The organism is Agrobacterium sp. 22-221-1 (assembly GCF_053522445.1).
Map to the genome: position 1 here is coordinate 51,135 of NZ_JBNWCL010000003.1, position 21,431 is coordinate 72,565.

Annotated in this window: 18 protein-coding genes; 3 read left to right on the plus strand and 15 right to left on the minus strand. The window is 59.3% G+C overall.

Translation table 11 applies throughout. The features are described from left to right. Window positions 1–54 precede the first annotated feature (54 nt). On the minus strand, window positions 55–996 hold the full coding sequence (locus ACQZ5N_RS05970; protein ID WP_448732402.1) for a GNAT family N-acetyltransferase: 942 nt from the start codon (window positions 994–996) through the stop codon (window positions 55–57). 235 nt (window positions 997–1,231) lie between these two features. Here ACQZ5N_RS05970 and ACQZ5N_RS05975 point away from each other — a divergent pair, with 235 nt between their 5' ends. Then, window positions 1,232–1,576 (plus strand): hypothetical protein, encoded by a 345-nt coding sequence (locus ACQZ5N_RS05975; RefSeq protein ID WP_269828875.1) that lies wholly within the window; start codon window positions 1,232–1,234, stop codon window positions 1,574–1,576. A 40-nt stretch (window positions 1,577–1,616) separates the two neighbouring features. Here the strand turns inward: ACQZ5N_RS05975 and ACQZ5N_RS05980 are convergent, their stop codons facing one another. The 9 genes from ACQZ5N_RS05980 to ACQZ5N_RS06020 form a co-directional block, all read right to left on the minus strand. Further along, window positions 1,617–2,762, minus strand: a complete 1,146-nt coding sequence (locus tag ACQZ5N_RS05980) for an alpha-hydroxy acid oxidase (RefSeq protein ID WP_003519654.1) — start codon at window positions 2,760–2,762, stop codon at window positions 1,617–1,619. 50 nt (window positions 2,763–2,812) lie between these two features. Beyond that, window positions 2,813–4,480, minus strand: coding sequence for an acyltransferase (locus ACQZ5N_RS05985; protein ID WP_448732403.1), 1,668 nt, complete (start codon window positions 4,478–4,480; stop codon window positions 2,813–2,815). A 5-nt stretch (window positions 4,481–4,485) separates the two neighbouring features. Beyond that, the gene (locus tag ACQZ5N_RS05990) at window positions 4,486–6,351 is read right to left on the minus strand and encodes a DUF2264 domain-containing protein (protein ID WP_448732404.1); all 1,866 of its coding nucleotides are present in this window, start codon (window positions 6,349–6,351) and stop codon (window positions 4,486–4,488) included. A gap of 70 nt (window positions 6,352–6,421) precedes the next feature. Next, entirely contained in the window at window positions 6,422–7,702 is a 1,281-nt protein-coding gene (locus ACQZ5N_RS05995) for an ABC transporter substrate-binding protein (protein WP_003519651.1), read from the minus strand. A gap of 48 nt (window positions 7,703–7,750) precedes the next feature. Beyond that, the gene (locus tag ACQZ5N_RS06000; protein WP_448732405.1) at window positions 7,751–8,455 is read right to left on the minus strand and encodes a DUF624 domain-containing protein; all 705 of its coding nucleotides are present in this window, start codon (window positions 8,453–8,455) and stop codon (window positions 7,751–7,753) included. Between the two features lie 19 nt (window positions 8,456–8,474). After that, window positions 8,475–9,584: an ABC transporter ATP-binding protein gene (locus tag ACQZ5N_RS06005; protein WP_448732406.1), complete on the minus strand. Its 1,110-nt coding sequence runs from the start codon at window positions 9,582–9,584 to the stop codon at window positions 8,475–8,477. Between the two features lie 13 nt (window positions 9,585–9,597). After that, window positions 9,598–10,770 (minus strand): glycoside hydrolase family 88 protein, encoded by a 1,173-nt coding sequence (locus ACQZ5N_RS06010; RefSeq protein ID WP_196378555.1) that lies wholly within the window; start codon window positions 10,768–10,770, stop codon window positions 9,598–9,600. Window positions 10,771–10,774: 4 nt separating this feature from the next. After that, window positions 10,775–11,611: a carbohydrate ABC transporter permease gene (locus tag ACQZ5N_RS06015; protein WP_448732407.1), complete on the minus strand. Its 837-nt coding sequence runs from the start codon at window positions 11,609–11,611 to the stop codon at window positions 10,775–10,777. Between the two features lie 3 nt (window positions 11,612–11,614). Next, window positions 11,615–12,544 carry a carbohydrate ABC transporter permease gene (locus ACQZ5N_RS06020; RefSeq protein ID WP_448732552.1) on the minus strand — a complete coding sequence of 310 codons (930 nt, stop codon included), beginning with the start codon at window positions 12,542–12,544 and terminating at the stop codon, window positions 11,615–11,617. Window positions 12,545–12,791: 247 nt separating this feature from the next. Here ACQZ5N_RS06020 and ACQZ5N_RS06025 point away from each other — a divergent pair, with 247 nt between their 5' ends. Together ACQZ5N_RS06025 and ACQZ5N_RS06030 are read left to right on the plus strand one after the other, a co-directional pair. Then, the gene (locus ACQZ5N_RS06025; RefSeq protein ID WP_448732408.1) at window positions 12,792–14,579 is read left to right on the plus strand and encodes a heparinase II/III domain-containing protein; all 1,788 of its coding nucleotides are present in this window, start codon (window positions 12,792–12,794) and stop codon (window positions 14,577–14,579) included. Between the two features lie 10 nt (window positions 14,580–14,589). Continuing rightward, on the plus strand, window positions 14,590–15,387 hold the full coding sequence (locus tag ACQZ5N_RS06030) for a carbohydrate-binding protein (RefSeq protein WP_448732409.1): 798 nt from the start codon (window positions 14,590–14,592) through the stop codon (window positions 15,385–15,387). Window positions 15,388–15,443: 56 nt separating this feature from the next. Here ACQZ5N_RS06030 and ACQZ5N_RS06035 read toward each other — a convergent pair whose 3' ends face one another. The 5 genes from ACQZ5N_RS06035 to ACQZ5N_RS06055 form a co-directional block, all read right to left on the minus strand. Continuing rightward, the gene (locus tag ACQZ5N_RS06035; RefSeq protein WP_020808597.1) at window positions 15,444–16,196 is read right to left on the minus strand and encodes a FadR/GntR family transcriptional regulator; all 753 of its coding nucleotides are present in this window, start codon (window positions 16,194–16,196) and stop codon (window positions 15,444–15,446) included. Between the two features lie 145 nt (window positions 16,197–16,341). Next, entirely contained in the window at window positions 16,342–17,352 is a 1,011-nt protein-coding gene (locus ACQZ5N_RS06040; RefSeq protein WP_448732410.1) for a 2-hydroxyacid dehydrogenase, read from the minus strand. A 56-nt stretch (window positions 17,353–17,408) separates the two neighbouring features. Beyond that, window positions 17,409–19,031: an ABC-F family ATP-binding cassette domain-containing protein gene (locus ACQZ5N_RS06045; RefSeq protein ID WP_003519640.1), complete on the minus strand. Its 1,623-nt coding sequence runs from the start codon at window positions 19,029–19,031 to the stop codon at window positions 17,409–17,411. 110 nt (window positions 19,032–19,141) lie between these two features. Next, complete coding sequence (locus ACQZ5N_RS06050; RefSeq protein ID WP_448732411.1) at window positions 19,142–20,380, minus strand: vWA domain-containing protein; 1,239 nt, start codon at window positions 20,378–20,380, stop codon at window positions 19,142–19,144. Window positions 20,381–20,548: 168 nt separating this feature from the next. Further along, window positions 20,549–21,427 carry a transglutaminase family protein gene (locus ACQZ5N_RS06055; RefSeq protein ID WP_059757870.1) on the minus strand — a complete coding sequence of 293 codons (879 nt, stop codon included), beginning with the start codon at window positions 21,425–21,427 and terminating at the stop codon, window positions 20,549–20,551. Between the last annotated feature and the right edge of the window lie 4 nt (window positions 21,428–21,431).

Below are 21,431 nucleotides of genomic sequence, written 5' to 3' on the forward strand. Positions count from 1 at the left end.
TCGAAACGGCCGCAGGAAGATTCCGATTGCGGCCGTTTATATGTGGTTGAAAGATCATTCGGGCCTTGGCCGGACAAAGCGCTGTTCCAGAACCTCGCTTCCCCACTGGCTGCCCGGATGTTCCTCGACGCATGCGAAACCATGGGCTTCGTAAAGATGCCGTGCGGCCAAGAGGCCGTTGAATGTCCAGAGATGGGTTTCGGCAAAGCCTTTTTCATCGACGAAGGCCAGTGCGGTTTCCAGCAGCCTGCGTCCGACACCGCCACCGCGCACGCCGTCATCAACGATGAACCAGCGCAGATGCGCAATATCCGCTCCGAGATCTTCGCCATCGATAGCGACGGAGCCGATGATCTCCTGTCCGCGCATTGCGACCCAGATCGCATTCTTCGGGCTTTCGAGCCGATTGCAAAAAGCGGCGAGGCCTTCGGCGACAACGGATTCGAAGCGTTGGCCGAAGCCGGATGTCCGGGCGTAATAGAGCGCATGCATCTGCGTGATCCGGGCAATGATGCCCGGCCTGTATCCCTCCAGGATCTCTATGGAGGGAGCAACGGCATCGGTCCTGTCTTCCAGCGCATCGGCGTAAAGACGGAGCCCCTGGAGGATCGTGCGGGCATCCGCCGACGTAAGCTGCGTCAGGGCGCCGGAGACCTGCCGGTTCGCGAAGCCATGAATGGCGCCCACCTGTTCTTGTCCCTGACCCGTAAGACGCAGCCGCTTGATGCGGCTGTCCCCTTCATCCGTTTCTTCGCGAACATCGCCCGACAGGACGAGCTTGCGCAGCATGCGGCTGACACTCGATTTTTCAAGCCGCAGAAGTTTTCCCAGATCCCGCGCCGTGATGTCGGGGCATGCCTCGATCTCGATCAGGGCATGCACGGCGGAGGGCGGCAGATCGGTGCCGGCAAAGTCTCCCCCCATGAAGCCGAGTTCGCGGACGAGCCGGCGGGAGGTGGAACGGATATCGTTTATGGGGAAGGGTTGTTGGGGCACGTTCAATCCATTATGGTTGCATCGTGCAACCATAATCATATTCAGCCTGACTTGCCAAGATCGCCCCCGACGTAAAAGGCTGGCTTTCTCAGCAAAAGCGGGCAATCTGCTCTTCCGGTCGCCGACAATGGCGGCTAAACCGATATTATCGGCAAGATGGATATTCGCTGAGATCGCGCGGCGCGACTTTACCTGCGCCGTTTGCAGCATTTGATTATCCGGCTATGGAGCAGGCATGCCCGACACGCCCCGATTTTTCCGTTACGCGGTTTTAGCGGCCATGTTTCCCGTGGCCGTCCTCGGTCTGGTGGCAACCCCGAACGAATATCGCGCCATCGGCGTCGAGGCCGTCGATTGCGATGGCCCCATATCCGTTCTGATTGCCGCCGTGCCGGCGCTTGCGGCCTATGCAATTATCGGCTGGATGTTTCTCTCCGGAGCCAAACGCCATCGCTCGCTGATTTCAGCCTGTTTTTGCGGGCTTGTTTGCCTGGCGCTCGTCTGGAATATCGGCATGGCGCTTCAGGAACAGCGACGAAACGCGGCTGAAACGGCATGCGGTTTCAGTAGTCGGTTGTGACCGCGCTTCACCCAAGTTCTTCCGCAGTCGTCCCGCCTGTTCAACGGAACCGAAGGTTCCGGCGTGTGAGCTGATCGACGGAGGTGCAGCCCATCAGCTTCATGCCGCGCTCGATTTCGATGCGCATCAGCTCGAGCGCCCGTTCGACGCCCGGTTGCCCGGCAGCAGCCAGGGGGAAAAGGTAATAGCGGCCGAGCCCCACGGCTTTTGCACCGAGGGACAGTGCTTTCAGAACATGGGTGCCGCGCTGCACGCCGCCATCCATCATCACATCGATCCGGTCGCCGACCGCATCGACGATCTCGGCCAGCTGGTCGAAGGCGCTGCGGGAGCCATCGAGCTGGCGCCCGCCATGATTGGAAAGCACGATGCCGCTGCAGCCGATCTCCACGGCGCGTCTGGCGTCATCCACCGACATGATGCCTTTTAGGCAGAACGGCCCGCCCCATTCGCGCACCATCTGCGCCACATCGTCCCAGTTCATCGAAGGGTCGAGCATGTCGGTGAAATAGCGGCTGATGGAAAGAGCGCCGCCGTCCATTTTTATGTGGTCGTCGAGCTGCGGCAGGCTGAAGCGCTCATGCGTCAGGTAATTGATGCCCCAGGCCGGCTTGATGGCAAATTGCGCGATGCCGGAAAGATTGAGCTTGAACGGAATGGCAAAGCCGGTGCGCTTGTCGCGTTCGCGATTACCGCCGGTAATACTGTCCACCGTCAGCATCATCGTCTCAACGCCGGCGCTCTTGGCGCGCGCCATCATATCGCGGTTGAGGCCGCGGTCCTTATGGAAATAGAACTGATAGACCTGCGGGCCGCCGCTGATCCGACGCGCTTCTTCAAGGCTCGTGGTGCCAAGCGAGGAGACGCCGAACATCGTACCGTATTTCCCCGCCGCTGCCGCAACCGCCCGTTCCCCCTGATGGTGGAAGAGGCGTTGCAGCGCCGTCGGCGAACAATAGACCGGCATGGACAGCTTCTGCCCCATGACGGTGACCGACATATCCACATCGGCCACGCCACGCAGCACATCGGGAACGAGATCGCATTTTTCGAAGGCGGCTGTGTTTCGCCGATACGTCACCTCGTCATCGGCGGCGCCGTCTATATAATTGAAGATCGGTCCGGGCAGACGCTGTTTGGCCATGCGGCGAAAATCGTGGAAATTATAGCAGTCTTTGAGTTGCATCTTTTACTCGACCGGTCCGGTTTGAAAGCTTTCAAAAGAGTGTCGGAAACCTATACCGGAGATTTATAGCGGGCAATCAGGCCACGGACGATTTCCGCAGGCTCGAAGCGATGGATGCCGCGAGGTCGGAACGGCAGGAGATGTTCCGCACCGAGAAGCTTCGCTGAAAGCCAGAGAACCGACATCCACATTTCCGTGCCCTGCAGCCCGGCCGAATGTCCCTCGGCGAAGGCAAATCCCCTGTTCCTTTGCCAGCGTCCTTCATTTCGGCGCAGAATTTCACGGGCGATTTCCTTCGCCTCGTCCTGCCGGTGATGCGTCTGTTTCAGGCACAGAAGAAGCGGATGGATCGTATCGAGCAGGTTGCAGGCATTAAAATCTTCGCCATGGAAACCGCCATAGGCACGATAGTTGGCGATAACGGAGTCAATTGCTGCTTCCGGATGGGGAAGGGGCAGGCCGAACTGTGCGTAAGAGCCGCGGGTAAGCCGGTAAAAGCCGTTGACCGGTTGCAGCAGGCCCTGTGCGGCAGTCGGCTCACCCCAAAGCCCGGTGGTTTTATCCACATTCATCGCCAGCCAGCCGAAGAGAACGGTGAGGTTGTCGCCGGATGTGAAATAGCGCCTGTTGAAATAAAGCGCGGTGGCGATGGCGTCTATGGTGGCGCCGCAATGCCATGCACGGCTTTGCCATGGCAATTCTTCCAGCAGGAGGGTGAGTTCGTCGGTGCGCAGACGCTCCACGAAAGCGATTGGCTGTTTCGGCGCGGCACCGAAACATTCAAGCGCATATCCGACAGCCAGAATATTATAGAGGACGGCAGGGTCCTTCTCGGGAGGCGTCGAGGTGCGGTGGTGACGGCTAAGAAACAGCCCCGTTTCCTGATCCTGCAGGGCCTGAAGAGTGGCCACGGTTTTTCCGGCATCGAAAGCGATCTTTTCCTGTCCGAAGGCTGCTGCGATCTCGATGGCATCGCACAGATGCCTGACGCTTTCGACCTCACGTCCGGATGCATCGGCGGAACGATAGATGCCATCCTCGCCATAGGAGCGGATGGCGGCAAGCCAGTCGTCGGCAATCTCCTTGCCGAGTTCTTGCAGCAGGCCATCGGGCTCCATCAGCTTCGGCGCGGCCGCTTTTTCTCCGCGATATCGCAGAACCCGGGCGGGAACGCCACCTGCAATGGCCATGGCGGGAATGTCCTTCGCCACCACCGCGCCTGCGGCAATAACAGCGCCGCGCCCTATCTTCACGCCATCCAGCACAACCGCATTGGCGCCGATCCAGACGTCGTCGCCGATCTCTATCCCGAGCGAGGTCAGCGGTTGGCGATAGATCGGAGTTTCAATGTCGCCGAAGCCATGGTTGAAGCCGACGATGCTGACATGTGAGGCGATGCGCACGCCGTTGCCGATTGTCACCTTGCCGGAAAGACAGGCATAGGGGTTGATCGAGACATTTTCGCCGAGTTCGATATCGCCGCGCACGATTGCGTAACCGGCGATCCACGACTGCGCAGCCATAAGGAGTCTATCCGTATGCACCTCGGCCCTGGCGGCGATGTAGACGCCCTGCCCGAAAACGGCGTTTCCAGAGCGCTCAAGGCCACGCAGCCGCGCCTGATGGTCGGGGCTGTCGATATCCTCTCGTCTCCGCTCCCAGGTCAGGATGTTCAACCGATCCGGTCTCTGGGAAACACCCGGTGTGTCGTCGGTCATCTCCGTCAGCCTGCGCGGTTTTCATCGAGAGCATAGGCGGGAACGCGCCGCCCCTCCCGCCTGAACATCTCTTCCAGCCTCGGGAGATCGGGACTTTCGGGGTGGACAGCCAGTGCGGTCTCTGCCTCTTTGCCGGCCGGCAGTGCCATGGCCGCCGTCACCAGCAGCGTTTCGCCGGAGGCGATGGCGCCGCGCAATTGCGGAACAAGGGTTCTGGCGTGAATGAGGTTGGTATTGGCGATTGCCTGATGGCACACGCCTTCGCGCTGAATGCCAGCCGAAAGATCGACGATGAGGCTGGTGTCAGTCTGTCCGTAGCAGACGGCGCGACCTTCTACTGCCTCGGTGCGGTCGCGGTTGAAATCGGCGCGTTCTATGGCAAATCCGCCTTCCGATGTTTGCAAGGGGCGCGGGGTGCGGATGCGGTGCAGCCTTATGTGCCAGGGGTTTTGCGGCACGAGCCAGGTCTCGATCTCGACATCCGCCCATGGTCGCCAGCGGGAATAGAGGCAGTCTTTGGCGATCAACGCCTCTTCCATTGTCTCGCGGGTGCGAAAGTGCACGCCGTCGTCGGAAAGGCCGAGCATGCCATCGAAACTCGTGGCGGCGAAATGCCGGTCATCCGCCTCGACATTGAAGGCATAACGGGTGGAATAGACGAATTTCGAATATTTTTCCTGCGCGCCGCGCATCCTGTCGTGCTGCTGCCCGGAGGACAGGACCACGATATTGCCCGGCGTATGAAAGGCCACCATGCCAGGCTCCGTTAGGGGAACCGGTTCGGCAAATTCCTGCGGTTCGGCTTCTTCCGCGGCCCAGAACGGGTGATCGGCGGGCAGCGCCAGCGGCAGGAAAAATTTAAGCGCCCAATAGGGCGAGCAGGGAGAATTGTAGCTCTCGCTCATCAGAAGGTTTGGATAGGCGTATCCGACGGACAGGACGCCGTCGCGGTCCGCGATAGGCCGCTTCGACCACCAGCGGATATGGCGCATGTAATAGCCCTTGATCTCCGGCCACGGCAGCGCTTCCAGACCGGAAAAGGCAAGAGCGCCCCAGAAACCGCCTGCCGCAAAACGGTAGGTCTGGCTGCGTCCGAAGGCGAGCGATGCTCCGTCGGGCCCGAACCAGTGGCGTATGTCACGGGCAAAAATGCGGGAGCGTTCGAGCAAGCGTGTCTTTCGCGTGTCGTCACCTTTCGCCAGCACCGTATAGATCAGGCCGTAAAAATGCATTGCGAAGGGAATATAATGGTCGACCCGGCGCACCGGCCCGTCGCGATACCAGCCGTTGCCGATATCGAAAGCCTCGAGTTCATCGAGATAGGCTTGGGTCTTCGTTCGGTCGAATTCCACGCCGACCCGCTCCAGCCCAAGATCGATCAGAACGCGGAAGAACTTCCAATTATTGTCGACGAATTCCCGCTCGCGGGCGGCCAGAAGATAGGCGGCGACAGCCCGCCTGTCCGTTTCGGCAAGCGGCTCCCAGATATGTTCGGGAACCATGGCGAGCGCGAATCCTATCGCCGCCAGTTCGACCAGCCGCTGGTGCCGATCAGCCGTATCGCCCCAATATTCGGGGTGGGCGGGGTTGGCGCCATTGGCCAGTCCACGTCTGTAGAGATCCCAATGGGGAAAGTCATAACCGCCGGCGGCAAGCGGAACGATGCCCCATAATGGCCGGGCAAAACCTTCCAGTTCCGCCGCAGGAAAATCGAAAATCGCCCCCGTTGCTCCGAGCCGCACCCGCGCGCCGCCCGGTGAAAAACAGGCAAGCAGCGGGTTGAAGAGATCGATCACCGCCTTTGCGAGATCGTCCCTGCCGAGAAGCGGATTGTGAAAGAGCGGATTGGCTGTGGCGGTCTCGTGAGGCACGGTTACGAATGTCCGGAATTTATGATCAAAGGAAAGGGCCGCAGGCTCATCGCCCGCGGCCCTATGGCAATTATTTGATGGCCTTGACGCCGTCATTCATGTCCTTGATGCCGTCATCGATGGAGATATTGTCGGTCATCAGCGCATCATGCACGCGGTTCAGAACGACTTCGATCTTGGCCGCATTCGGGTTGACCGCCATTTCCAGATAGGCCTTGCCCGCCTGCAGCGCGTCCTTGCTGTTCTGGTCCTGCGGGAAGCCCGGCAGCGCTGCGATCTTCTCGGCCACATCATCGGTTCTGAGTGCAGGGAAAGTGCCGGTGGAGGCGATGATCGCCGCACCCTCAGGTCCGGTAACGAAGTGGATGAAGTCCAGCGCCGCTTCCTTGTGGCCGGAATTGGCATTGACCGACAATCCGGCAATCTGCGCGGCCGTCGCGCCGGCCGCCACCCCATCCGGATGGGGGAATTTCACGATACCCCAATTGACGCTTTTCGACTCGCCGGATTTCACCTTGGCGATCTGGGTGCCGACAAACCATGTGCCCATGGGCAACATGCCGATCGTTCCGTTGAAGAACAGAGCGGAATAATGGGTGTTCGAGGTTTTCAGCGAGGCGTAGGACGGTATCGCGCCGCTCTTCTGCAGGGCAAGCGCACGCTCATACCAGGGTTTCAGGAATTCATAATTGCCGTCCACCAGCGTGTGCTTGCCATCCTGAATACCGGGCAGCTGCACCGTCGAACGCCAGGTGTGCAGCAGTGCGCCATAGGTGCGGTTGGCACCCATGCCGCCCTTCAGCTTGCCGGCGATTTCATCGAACTGCGCCCAGCTCATGTCGTTGGTGGGGTAAGGCACGCCGGCCTTGTCGAAAATATCCTTGTTGTAATAGACCACCCAGAAATCCGAGCGGAACGGCAGGGCGTAAATCTTGCCGTCGATGGTCAGCTCCTCGATCAGGCCGCCATAGGGGGCCGTCTCGATCTTCTGGTCCTTGATGAAGCCGCTGAGATCGGTGATGTTGCCGGCGCGCACCAGATTGGCGTAGCCGGGCACATCCTTGATGGTGACGACATCGATATCCTTGGAGCCACCCGTGAGCTGCGTGGATATCATCTGCGTATAATCCTGCGAGCCGAGATCCACCACCTCGAACGTCACATTCGGATGCTTCTGCTTGTAGGCCTCCATCAAGGGCTTGAAATAAGCGCCCTTGTCCAGATCCCACAGCGCCCATTTCAGCGTGACGGGCGCATCGCCCGCAGCGAACGCCGTTCCTCCCATGCCCATGGCAATGCCGAGACCGGCGGTTGCGAGAGCGAATGCACGTCTGGTTGTCTTAAACTCCATAGCCCGTTTCTCCTTCCCTGACTGATGTCGTTTTGATTTCGGTCTGTTTTAGGCGCCGCTCCCCGCCGGTTCGGGCATCCGCGCGCGTGTTTTTGCGGCGGCGTTTCTCGCTGCGAAACAGAGGGCGAACATGCCGAGCGAAAAATTGATGGTGGCCGGCATGAACACCGACACCGGATAAAATAGGATATGCGCGAGCCAGAGCGCTGCGACGAAGCCGAGCGCCGCAAGCATCGGCAATGGCCTGGTGAGCGCCAGAAACGCCGCCTGCCGCAGGGTTTCCGAAAGCGGCAGGTCCCGCTTGGCTAGAACAACGCTGGCATAGGCGCTGAGGAGGATGAGAAACAGCGTGACCGCCAGGCTGATCGCAAAAGGCAGGCTATAGGCGAGCTGAAGCCGCGCGGCCCCGGCATAGCTGACAGTCGCGTAAACACCGGCGCTCACCAGCAGCGCGCTTAAAACCACAAGCGCGGTGCCGCGCAGGGCGAATTTCTGCAAGGCCTCGAGAAAGTCGCGCAGCAGATAGGTATTCTCGTCATTTGCGAAGGAAATAGAGACACGGGCCATGGCCAGCATCGCCGCCGGCATCGTCACCACCGGCAGGCTGACGATGATGAAGAGGAGGTTGAGCTTCACCATCTCCCACCATTCGCGCTTGATGATATCGAGGAAAAGGGCAAGGCCGGTCAGCGGCGGAGCGTTCTTGTCGATCCCGGCCCCTTCCTTTGTCCATAACCCTTCCAGCCATTGCATCGCGTTTCTCCCCGTCGCCTCAATAAAGGATCGATCGCTCGGTGGCGGGATCGAAAAGCTGCGCATTCGTCAGATCGGCCACCAGTTCGACGGGATCGCCGATCTTCGCCCTGAAACGCGGTGAGACGCGCGCAACAAGGTTTCTGCCGCCGGAGACGAGGTTGAGATGCACTTCCGATCCCATCGGTTCCGCCAGTTCCACCGTCGCCCGGAAGGGTGCGACATTGGCGGCATCGATATCCGCCGGGGCGAATTCGTGGAAGTTTTCCGGACGGATACCGAGAACGATGTCCTTTCCTTCATGGGGGAGCAGGCTTGCGGTATCGATGCCTGCCGGCAGAGGCAGCGGATTGCCGTCGAACAGGGCGATGAAGCGGTCGCCGTCGCGGCGCAGCGTGACTGGCAGCATGTTCATCTGCGGCGCGCCGATGAAACCCGCGACGAACATGTTGATCGGCCGGTCGTAAAGATTTTGCGGCGTATCCACCTGCTGGATATGCCCATCCTTCATCACCACGATGCGGTCCGCCATGGTCATGGCTTCCACCTGATCGTGGGTGACATAAATGAAAGTGGCGTCCAGCCGCTTGTGCAACTTGGAGATTTCCGAACGCATGGTGCCGCGCAGCTTGGCGTCGAGATTGGAAAGCGGCTCATCGAGCAGGAAGACTTCCGGGTTGCGCACCATGGCCCGGCCGAGCGCGACACGCTGGCGCTGGCCGCCGGAGAGCGCTTTCGGCTTGCGGTTCAAGAGATGGGTGATGTCGAGAATTTTCGCCGCATCCTTGACCTTGGTGTCGATGAGATCGCGCGGCGCCTTTCGGAGTTCCAGACCGAAGGCCATGTTCTTGTAGACCGTCATGTGCGGGTAAAGCGCATAGTTCTGGAACACCATGGCAATGTCGCGATCCTTCGAGGGCACATCGTTCATCACGTCCTCGCCGATACGCAACTCGCCGCCGGAGATTTCCTCCAGCCCGGCGATCATCCTGAGCGTCGTGGATTTTCCGCATCCGGAAGGGCCGACCAGAATGATGAATTCCTTGTCGGCAATATCCAGATCGATATCGTGAACGACCTTGAGCGCGCCGAAGGTCTTGTTGAGTTTTTTCAGGGAAATGCTAGCCATCTGTTCCTCGCGCTCACCAATAGGAAGACCAGTTGCGCGAAAGCCGGATCAGCGCTTCCAGATAATAATAATCGCCCCAGGAGACGCACTCGTCGACGCCTTCGCCCCGGCAGGTATTATGGGGCGTCTTCTTGGAATAGGTGCCGTGCAGAAGCTGCCCGTTGGAGATCGCGGGATCGCGAACCGAATAGATATCGGCGAGGCTTTTCACCATGCGCCTTGCCAGATCGCGATATTCCGCCGCCTTTTCCGGCGTCTCCAGCTCCGCCATTTCCAGGAGGCCACAGGCGACGATGGCCGCCGCCGAGCTGTCGCGCGGTTCGCCATCGCCATCCGCAAAAATCAGATCCCAATAGGGTACGAGATCGTCGGGCAGGCGTTTGAGATAGAAGGCGAGAAGCCGCTCGAAGGTGTCGCGATAGGCGGGCAGGCGCTCATATCGATAGGAAATGGCCATGCCGGCAATGCCCCAGGCCTGTCCGCGGGCCCAGTAGCTCTCATCGCTGTAACCCTGTTTCGTGACGCCGCGCACCGGCGCGCCGGTCTCCGGGTCCATGTAAAATGTATGATAGGTGGAATCGTCCGGCCGGACGGAATGGGCAAGCGTGGTGCGGGCATGGGCAAGCGCCACGGTGCGGTAGTCTTCCCGGCCCGTTTCGCGGCTCGCCCAATAGAGCAGCGGCAGGTTCAAAAGGCAGTCGATGATATAGCGATATTCGTTGGGATTATCCCTGCGGCCCCAGGCCTGGATGAATTGCCCGACCGGCTGGAACCGCTCCATCAACTGGTCCGCCGCCATCAGCGCCGCGCGTCTTCCATCCTCATCGCCCACCAGTTTCCATGCGGCGATGCAGGAGGGCGAGTAGAGAAAGCCCATATCGTGGTGATCGGTCTCGATGCGGTTTTCGATACGGTGCAGGAAACTCTGCACCTGAATTTGCGCCGCATGCTGAAAGGTCCTGTCGCCGGTATGCTCGAAGGCGAGCCATATCTGGCCCGGCCAAAAACCGGCGGTCCATTGGTCGTTGGCGACTGCCGGGTAAAAGTTCTTCACGCTCGAATGGTTCTGCGCCGCATAGGTAAATTGCGGAAGATTGCGCCTGACCTGCGCGACGGCCACGGCCAGCGCTGCATCGATTTCGGCGTCTGTGATCGGGGTTGGGAGGGACGTGGTCAAATCGAGCATGAAATCAACCCTTGAGGCCGGTGGAGGCGACGCCTTCGACGAAGAAGCGCTGCAACGCCAGGAAAACGACGAGAACCGGGACAAGCGCCACGACCGAGGCGGCCATGATCAATCCGTATTCCGCCGAATATTGTGAAATGAACATGCGCAGGCCGATCTGGATGGTCTTCAGCTCGGTCTTGGTGAGATAGATCATCGGACCCATGAAGTCGTTCCAGGTCGTGACGAAGGTGAAGATCGTCAAGGTGGAAAGCGCCGGTTTGGAAAGCGGCAGCATGATCTTCGCCCAGATCTGGTATTCGCTCATACCGTCGATGCGCGCCGCCTCGCAGAGCTCGTTCGGGATCGACATGTAAAACTGCCGCATCAGGAAAACGCCGAAGGCGGTGAAGGCCTGCAGGAAAATCAGGGCGAGATGGGTATTGTTGAGCCCGAATTCGCGCATCAGCAGAAACTGCGGCACCATATAGACCTGCCAGGGCATGGCGATGGTGGCGATATAGCCGAGAAACAGCGTGTTCTTGTAGGGAAAATGCAGCTTGGCGAAGGCGTAGGCCGCAAAGCTTGAGGTCAGCAATTGCAACAGTGTGACGATGATCGTCAGCTTCGACGTGTTGTAGATGAAGAGCGCCAGCGGGATTTTCGTCCAGATTTCCACATAGTTTTCCCAGCGCGGCTGCGAGGGTATCCATTCGATCGGGAACGCGAAGACATCGCGGCTGAGTTTCAGCGACGCCGACAGCATCCATGCGAAGGGCAGAAGCATGACGATGGTGACGACGATCACCGTGAGATAGATGCCGATCGTGGCGGCGGGGATTTTGCGGCCCATGATGCGCATGGATCAATCCTCCCGCTGCCGTTTGAACTGGACGATGGTGACCAGCAGGACGAGGAAGAACAGGACGAGGGCGATCATGCTGGAATAGCCGAGATCCCAGGAGATGAAGGCCTCATTGTAGATGTGATAGACGAGAACCAGCGTCGAAGTGCCGGGGCCGCCCTGTGTGATCATATAGACCTGATCGAAAACCTTGAAGGACTGGATCGTCAGCATGACGGTGACGAAAAAGGTCGTTGGAGCAAGCTGTGGCAGGGTGACGTGGATGAATTTCTGCCATGCATTGGCGCCATCCAGCCCCGCGGCTTCATAAAGCTCCGAATTGATGCCCTGCAGCCCGGCGAGATAGATGACCATGTAATAACCCATGCTCTTCCACACGCCGAAGAGAATGACCGTAACCATGGCCCAGTGCCGGTCCGCCGCCCATCCCGGCATGTCGGCGGGATCGAGGCCGAGCGTATAGAGCAGCATGTTGACCGGACCCATCTCCGGATTGAAAATCATGTTCCAGACGACGGCCACGGCGACCAGCGATGCGACGTATGGAAAGAACATGGCCGTGCGGAAGAAATTGCGGCCGAGGATTTTTTGGTTGAGCAGGATCGCAAGCCCGAGCGCGCAGGCGAGCGTGGCCGGCACTGACGCGACGGTGTAGATGACCGTGTTCCAGAAGGCCGCGATGAAGGCCCTGTCCTCGAAAAGCCGCCAGAAATTATCGAGACCGGCAAAACGCATGGCATTGGAGCCATCCCAATGCATGAAGGCCAGCGCAAAGGCAAAGAGGATCGGTCCGAGTGTAAAAATCGCAAAGCCGAGAAAATTGGGCGCAATGAAGGAATAGGCGACGAGCGCATTTTCTATTCCGCGCCGCCGTTTGGAGACGATGCGGAGTTTTTTCCTGCGATACGGAGTCGCCTGCTTGTCGGACATGGTCGCGGTTGCGATTGCCACAGCATATCTCCCATTGCCGCCGTTTCACTGTTCCATCGGTGCCGGCTGCCTGCATTTTCCATTGCGGTCCGGGTCCTCGCCCTGCCGCCTCCCGCGCTCTGGATAACACAATATCGATATTGGTCAAACAACTTTACATAAAGTCAGACAAATTTTCTGGTTTTTCAAAAATACGTATGATAGGAGGCCCATATCGGATTGCGGAACGCGCGGGAGGTTTGAGGGCGTGTTTGTCGAAATGATGCGGCTTCTGCCCGAACGGTTCGCCGATTTCGGCGCGGAACTGACGGCGCAGAAAATACGGTCTTCAGCAGCGGGCGCGGTTTTGCGTAGTCTCATCGAGGCGGCGGAACAGACGCTCGACGAGCCCTGGTCCGTCATTCTGGCGGGCGACTATCGGGAATATAGCCGCACCGGCAATCGCGATCGTTTCGAGGCGCTTTATTTTTCCCGTCGACTGAAGCTGAACGCGCTGGTTCTTGGAGAATGCGCCGAGGGGCAGGGCCGCTTTCTCGATGCCATCATCGATGGTCTTTGGCTGATATGCGAGGAGAGCGGCTGGCAATTACCCGCCCATAATTCCCATATTCGCGGCGGCCCACGAGATCCTCTGCCCGATCCGCAAAACCCGGTGATCGACCTGTTCGCTGCCGAAACGGGCGCCAATCTTGCTTTGTGCCTGCATCTGCTGGCACCGGAACTGAAAAGGGCAAATGCAAACCTCGTTTCCCGCGTCCGCGCCGAGATCGACCGGCGCATTACGAGGCCTTATCTCGCCCGGCATTTCTGGTGGATGGGGAATGGCGACGAGCGGATGAACAACTGGACGGCCTGGATCACCCAGAACGTCCTTCTCTCGACGCTGCTATTGCCCACCGACCAGTCGACGAGGCGTTCGGTCGTGGAAAAGGCGCTCAAGAGTCTCGATGCGTTTCAGAAGGATTATGCGGAAGACGGCGCCTGCGAAGAGGGCGTTCTTTATTATGGCCACGCGGCGCTTTGCCTGTTCGGGGCGATGAGCATTCTCGAAGCCTCTGTGCCCGGCTTCATGGCGCCGCTCTTTCTTACGCCGAAGCTGCGCAGTATGGCCGAATTCATTCTCAACATGCACGTGGCGGAAGACCGGTTCTTCAACTTCGCCGATGCGCCGGCGAAGGTCGAGACATCCGGCGTGCGGGAATATCTCTTCGGCAATGCTGTTTCTTCGCCGCCGCTCCAGGCTTTCGCTGCCGCCTGCTGGAACCGCTCACCGGATCGGCTGATGTGCAAGGAGTTGAACCTCTGGTATCGGGTCCAGGCGGTGCTTGCCATCCCGGAATTGTCCGCGCCTGTTCCGGTGCAACCGGCAAAGACCGACATCGCCTATCCCGGCATCGGTCTGACGATTGCCCGCGATGGGGTTTTCGATCTTGCCGTGAAGGCGGGCAATAATGGCGAGAGCCACAACCACAACGATGTCGGCAGTTTCACGCTTTATAAGAACGGCCGGCCGTTCATCATCGATGTTGGGGTGGAAACCTACACCGCAAAAACCTTCTCGCCGCAGCGCTATGACATCTGGACGATGCAATCGGCCTTTCACAATCTGCCGACTTTCGGCGGCGTCATGCAGGTCGCCGGGGCCGAGTTTGCGGCGAGAGATTTTGTGACCGAATTTTCCGAAGAGCAGGCGGAAGTCTCTTTCGATATAGCCGAGGCCTACCCCGCCGTGGCGCGTGTTGAGCACTATCGCCGCCGCGTCCGACTGCTGCGTGGCAGCCATGTGGAAGTCCTTGACGACTATCAGGGCGGGGAGGAGGCGGTTCTGTCGCTGATGGTCGCCGAAAAGCCCGTCGTCATGCCGGGTCGGCTGATCTTTGCGGGGCTGGGAGAGATAGCCTGCGAAGGCGCAGGAGAACCCGCCATCGAAGCCATAACAATCGACGATGCCCGCCTTCGCCAGTCATGGCCACCGGTGATCTATCGCATTCTCATCCCCATCGCAGCCCAGCGTCTGTGCCTGACGATCAGTTAAGGAAGTGCCGATGAAACTTACACTCAAGGTCGTCAATGCGCTGGGTGATGTTCTGGCGAAAGCCGGGGCGGAGGATGAAGCTTTGCTCGTCTATCGCGCAGAATATTGCGAGGGCGACAGGCTTGTCGTCGAGGTTTCGCAGCCCGGTCATATCTGGCTTGCGCTCGATGCCGGCATGCCGCCGACGCTGGTTTTCCTGCACGGAAACGAATTCATCCTGCCCGTTCCCTCCGCGGCGAAACGCAAATCCTATCCGCCGCAGGCTTTCAGCGGGAACCTTCACCGGATCGCCGCGCGCCGTACACTTGCCGGTGAAATCGGAGTTCGCAGGAATCTGGCTCTCAACCCGTTTGACGATCATGAAAACACCTCGCTGTTTCCGCACGTTTATGCGAGCACGGAAACGCGTGGGGAGGCGGCCTTCGCAGCCCGCAATGTCATCGATGGTGAAAAGGCGAGCGCGGGCCACGGCTTCTGGCCCTATACAAGCTGGGGCATCAACCGCGATCCCGAAGCTTCGCTGACCCTCGTATTCGGCCGCGCGGTCCTCATCGACCAGCTGACTTTTTACCTGCGGGCGGACTTCCCCCATGATGCCTGGTGGGAAAAAGCGAGCGTCACTTTTTCCGACGGTGAAAGCGCAAGCTTTTCCCTGCAAAAAACCGGTGCGGCCCAAACCTTCCCGGTCGTGCCGCGCCGCGTGGAATGGATTCGTCTGCATGATCTTAAAAAAGCCGACGATCCTTCGCCCTTTCCCGCGCTGACGCAGATCGAGGTCTGGGGGGCGGATCTGCGGGAAGCGCCGTAGCTCCTGATCGCGCCTTTTGGAGCATAAAGCGACGCCCCGGTTTTACTGGAAATCCTTTAGCTGTGCGCGATGCCGCGCAGATCGCGCATCATGTCGCGGTAACGGTGCTGGCTGCCGCGCAGATGCGCCTGCATCGCCAGCTTCGCGGCCTGTTCGTTCCGGTCCGATATGGCGATGACGATGGCTTCATGTTCCTTGTGGATCAATCGCCGGTAAGCTGTCTGGTCGTTCTCGCCGGTTTCGGAAACCACGCGCGATTGTGGAATCACGGCCTGACCGTGCAGCTCGAGGAACTGTGTGAAGAGCGGATTGTTGGTGGCGGCCGCAATGGCCAGATGCAGCGCCAGATCCGCCTCGCGAATGGAGCGGTTCTCCTCGATACATTGCAGAAGCCGGGCGTGACAGTCGAAAATCGCTTCCTCCTGCGATGGCGAACGGCGGAGGGCGGCGAGCCCTGCCGCTTCGATTTCGAGCGGCGTCCTGATTTCCAGCACCTCCAGATCGGAAGAGAGCCGGGCGCGGTCGATACCGGGTGTGGGCGACGCGTCCTTTTCACGCTTCAGCACGAAAATACCCGCCCCCTGACGCACCTCCACCAGCCCGTCGCAGCGTAGCGCCGTCACCGCCTCGCGCACCACGGTGCGGCTGACGCCATGGGTTTCCGTCATTTCGATTTCGCTGGGCAAGCGGTCACCGGGTCCATATTGCCCGGAGGCAATCGCGTTTCTCAGGCTGAGGCTAACTCTGCTGACCAGAGAACCGGAGGATTTGCTGCGCTGTTTTTGCTGTTCAGGCACGTCGGTCACCATGCATTGAAATCGAGGCAGGCGTGAAGCCCGTCAAATATGTATGATGAATTTCAGTAAAACTCAATGATCATACCAATTTTACCCGCTTTCGTGCGGAGGCGGCAAATAATGACAGTAAAAATCTTTTCGATTCTGGCGGGAGACGTTAGGCGGAGCCGGCAAACTGTTCCGTGGAAACGGCATGTAGCGCCCTGCCGGTCCCGAAAAAGCTTTCGATATTGCCGATCGTGGTGTCCGCGATGTTCCTGAGGGCCTCCTGCGTGAAGAAGCCCTGATGGCCGGTGACCAGAACATTGGGGAAGGTCAGCAGTCGCGCGAAAACATCGTCGCGCAGCACATCGTTGGAAAGATCCTCGAAAAAGAGATCAGCCTCTTCTTCATAGACATCGATGCCGAGACTGCCGATGGTGCCGTCTTTCAGACCCGCAATTGCCGCCTGCGTGTCGATGATGGCCCCGCGGCTGGTATTGACGAGCATCACGCCCTTTTTCAGAAGCGGCAGCGTCTCCCGGCGAATGAGGTGACGGGTCTCCGGTGTGAGCGGGCACATCAGCGCCAGAATGTCCGATGTTCGAAACAGTTCCTCGCGCGTGACGTAGACCATGCCCAGTGCTTCGCAATCCGGATTTGGCCGGACGTCATGGCCGACGAGACGGCAGCCGAAGCCGGCCGCAATGCGCGCGAAAATCGCCCCGATCTTGCCCGTGCCGACAATGCCGACCGTCTTGCCGTGAAGATCGAAGCCGAGAAGGCCATCGAGGGCGAAGTTTCCTTCGCGGACACGGTTATAGGCGCGATGGATCTTGCGGTTGAGCGACAGGATGAGCGCCATGGTATGTTCGGCAACCGCATAGGGTGAATAGGCCGGCACGCGCGCAACGGTCAGGCCGAGCTTTTCGGCGGCGGCGAGATCGACCTGATTGAAACCGGCGCAGCGCAGGGCGATGAGCCGGACACCCATTTCCGCAAGCTTTTCGAGTACTGGCCGCGACAGGTCGTCATTAACGAAGGCGCAGATCGCCGCCGCTCCTTTCGCCAGCGCCACTGTCTCGAGAGACAGGCGTGCTTCGCAATATTGCATCCGCATGCCAGCGTGGGCGGCAGCGTCAAGGAACTGCCTGTCATAGGGTTTGGCGCTGTAGACCACGATCCGCATCTGTTCAGTCTCCAAACGAAAGCTGCCGTTACAGTGCGACGCGTCCGGCAGGTGGCTTAGCTGCGAAGGCCCGGTGCTTCCTGTCCCGTGCTTTCGACATATTCGGTATAGCCGCCGCCATATTGGTGGATGCCATCGGGCGTCAATTCCAGCACCCGGTTCGACAGCGCGGCCAGGAAATGGCGGTCGTGCGAAACGAACAGCATCGTACCTTCATAATCCGACAGGGCCTTGATCAGCATTTCCTTGGTGTCGAGATCGAGATGGTTGGTCGGCTCGTCCAGCACGAGGAAGTTCGGCGGATCGAACAGCATGGCCGCCATGACGAGACGGGCCTTTTCACCGCCGGAAAGAACACGGCAGCGTTTTTCCACGTCGTCGCCGGAAAAGCCGAAACAGCCGGCAAGGGCGCGCAACGGCGCCTGCCCCGCCTTCGGAAAACGTTCCTCCAGCCATTCGAGAATGGTGCTGTCGCCATCCAGAACATCCATGGCGTGCTGGGCGAAATAGCCGAGCTTGACGCTGGCGCCGAGGGTGACATTGCCGGAATCCGGTTCCGCCGTGCCGGTCACCAGCTTCAGCAGCGTCGATTTTCCAGCGCCGTTGACACCCATGATGCACCAGCGTTCCTTGCGCCGCACCATGAAATCGAGCTCGCCATAGATCGTGCGGCTGCCATAGGCCTTGTTCACCTTCTTCAGCGCCACGACATCCTCGCCCGACCGGGGCGCCGGTGCGAATTCGAAAGCCACCGTCTGACGCCGTTTTGGCGGCTCGACGCGGTCGATCTTCTCGAGTTTCTTCACGCGGCTCTGCACCTGCGAGGCGTGCGAAGCGCGGGCCTTGAAGCGTTCGATGAACTTGATTTCCTTGGCGAGCATGGCCTGCTGGCGTTCGAACTGCGCCTGCTGCTGCTTTTCGTTCTGCGCGCGCTGCTGTTCGTAAAAGCCGTAATCGCCGGAATAGGTGGTGAGATTGCCGGCATCGATTTCGATGATCTTGGTGACGATGCGGTTCATGAATTCGCGGTCATGCGACGTCATCAGCAAAGCGCCGTCGTAGTTTTTCAGGAAATCTTCGAGCCAGATCAGACTTTCGAGATCGAGATGGTTCGACGGTTCGTCGAGCAGCATCACGTCCGGGCGCATCAAGAGGATGCGCGCAAGCGCCACGCGCATCTTCCAGCCGCCGGAAAGCTTGGAAACATCGCCGTCCATCATCTCCTGGCTGAAGCTCAACCCGTCCAGCACTTCGCGCGCACGGCCTTCAAGCGCGTAGCCGTCCAGTTCCTCATAACGCGCCTGCACTTCGCCGTAACGTTCGATGATGGTGTCCATCTCGTCCATCCGGTCGGGATCGGACATGGCGGCTTCCAGTTCCCGAAGCTCCGCCGCCACTTCGCTGACGGGGCCTGCGCCTTCCATGACTTCCGCGACGGCCGAGCGGCCGGACATTTCACCGACATCCTGATCGAAATAACCGACCGTCATGCCCTTTTCGACGACGACCTGGCCCTCGTCGGGCTGCTCTTCGCCGGTGATCATCCGGAACAGCGTGGTCTTGCCGGCGCCGTTCGGGCCGACAAGGCCGATCTTCTCGCCGCGATTGAGCGCGGCGGAGGCCTCGATATAGAGAATACGGTGACTGTTCGATTTGCTGATGTTTTCGATGCGGATCATGACAGGGCCTGTGAATGGGAGCGGCCCTCCTATGCCACGGGCCGCCGCCGCTGTCACCTGCCGCACACGTCTTGTCAGCCATGCAGCCGACAAGACGCTCCGGAAACAGATCAGTTGGTGAGCGTGGCTATGCTGCCGGCAGCCTTGCGAGCGATTTCGCCAAAGGCTGTGACGATCTGCTCCATGTTTTCCGGCGCGTAATAATTGTCGAGGCTGGATGCGCAATATTGCAACAGCGACTTGCCCTTGTCCGGCGCCATGAAGGCGACGCTGAAAATCTTGATCCCGTCTTTCTTGGCGGTCTCGCAGGTCGTGCGCACGGACTGGTCGATGCTGGAATTCCACGAGGCGCTGTTGCCCGTCATTTCACCGTCGGTCATGAGAACAATGTAGCGCTCGAACGATTCACTGCCTTTGTCTTTATGTGCTTTCGCTTCGTCGGTGTTGGATTTTTTTAGGGCATTGTAGGCGGCGTTCAGGCTGCTGCGGGCATCCGTGCCACCGGTGGGGAATTCCGGGATTTGCTTGTCCACGTAGCTGACAACGCTACCCGTACCCCAGCTGATGGGCTGGGCCGCATAGGTCTCATGCGTATAGACCGAGGCACCTGTGCGAACGAGCTCTGAACCGCCGCTTGCGGTATAGGTCGGATCAGCCTTGTTCAATGTTGCGACGAGGAACCCGACGGCGGTTTTGAGCGACGTGGCCTTGTTGACATAGCAGGGACTGGATGTGGCCTTCGCTTCGCTGGTACCCCAATTGTCAGCCGTATAAACCGGGCACGATTTTTTCGCGGTATTGATGGTGTCCGTCTTGAATGACATCGAACCGGAACGATCAAGCGCCAGATACATGGAGATCGGTGCGCCCTTGTTGACGGTGCTCTTTGCGGTGCCGGTTACCGAAAGGTCGAGTGTTTTTGCGCCAATGAACCCGAGCAGCGGATTGAGCTGTACGCGGTGGTTGATCGTGGTCTCGACGGTGTAGGTTTTGCCGCGGGCATTTTCCGTCTTCGTGATATTGGTCGGAGAATTCTGCTCCAGTTCCTTTTTCTCTTCCGCGGTCAGGTTCTTTTCCATCTGGGCCGCGATGAAGTTCTTGGCGATTGCCTTGATCTGCTCGTCCGTCAGGTCGCCCATTTTCAAACGGGCCTCGGTCGCTGCCGCAAGGGCTGCAGAATCCGCGGTATTCTGCATATCCGCTTTCACCTGCATCACATTCGCCAACTCCATGCCGGCGCCGGCAAAACCCAGCAACACCGGCAGCAGAATGGCCGTCATCATACCGAAATTGCCGCTGGTATCGGCAAGGAAACGGCGCTTCGGTTTTTGATGTGCAGAGGCGGTCATGACGGGCTCACGGATTAGAATATTCGACTGAGCACAGAGAAGCCGCAAACGATGTAAAATCCGCTAACGTGATCGGTTCAATTTTACGCAGCGATCAAATTGGAGCAGTTTTCGAAGTATTTTCAAGAATTGTTTGGCGCGATAGCCGCAATAATACACATAGTGTCATTATTGGACGGGGATGACGTCGACGGCCTGTTTTATCTGCTGGTTGCCATAGCTCTTCAAGACACCGATCACCGGGGCGACATCGGAATAGTCCCTGCCGTAACCGACGACGATATGGTCGCTTCCGGCGACGATATCATTGGTGGGATCGAGTTCCAGATAACCGGCGGCTTCTCCGCACCAGACGCGAACCCAGGCGTGCATTGCATCGGCACCTTCAAGCCGTTCCTTGCCCGGTGGCGGAATGGTGCGCAGGAAACCGCTGACATAACCGGCGGGAATGCCGAGGCTGCGCAGCGCCATGATCATGATATGCGAAAAATCCTGGCACACGCCGCGCTTCAGCTTGAAGGCTTCCGATGGCGTCGTATCGACGGTCGTCGCCTCGCCGTCATAGGTAAAGTCCTTGTGGATGCGTTTGCACAGAGAGAGCGCGATTTCGCGAATGGTCATTCCCGGTTTCAGCAATTCCCGGGCATAGGCTGATATTGCCGCATCCATTCCGATCCTCGGGCTTGCGCCGATGAAGTGGTGCGGCGACTGGAAATCGAGCGACCAGACATCGGCCAGGTCCTGCGGCAGGCGGGAAAGTTCCGGGGAGAAATCCGCCGTCAGCGCCGGCGCCTCCACCATCACGCGGGCCTGCATGCGGATATCCAGCTTTTCATGCGGCGCGCGCAGATGCACTGAGGTGGCCGATTGATGAAAGAAGTCCTCGAAGGTGGCACGTTCTTCCGGCACCGGCGAAACGTCGATGGAGCCGGCGACAAGCCGCTGCCGGCCGGGGATGGAGAGCGGCAGGACACGGATGATGTGGCGCGCGCCGTGGGCCAGCGTGTCGTAGGTGTAACCCATATGCAGGGAAAGATCGTAAAGCATAGGA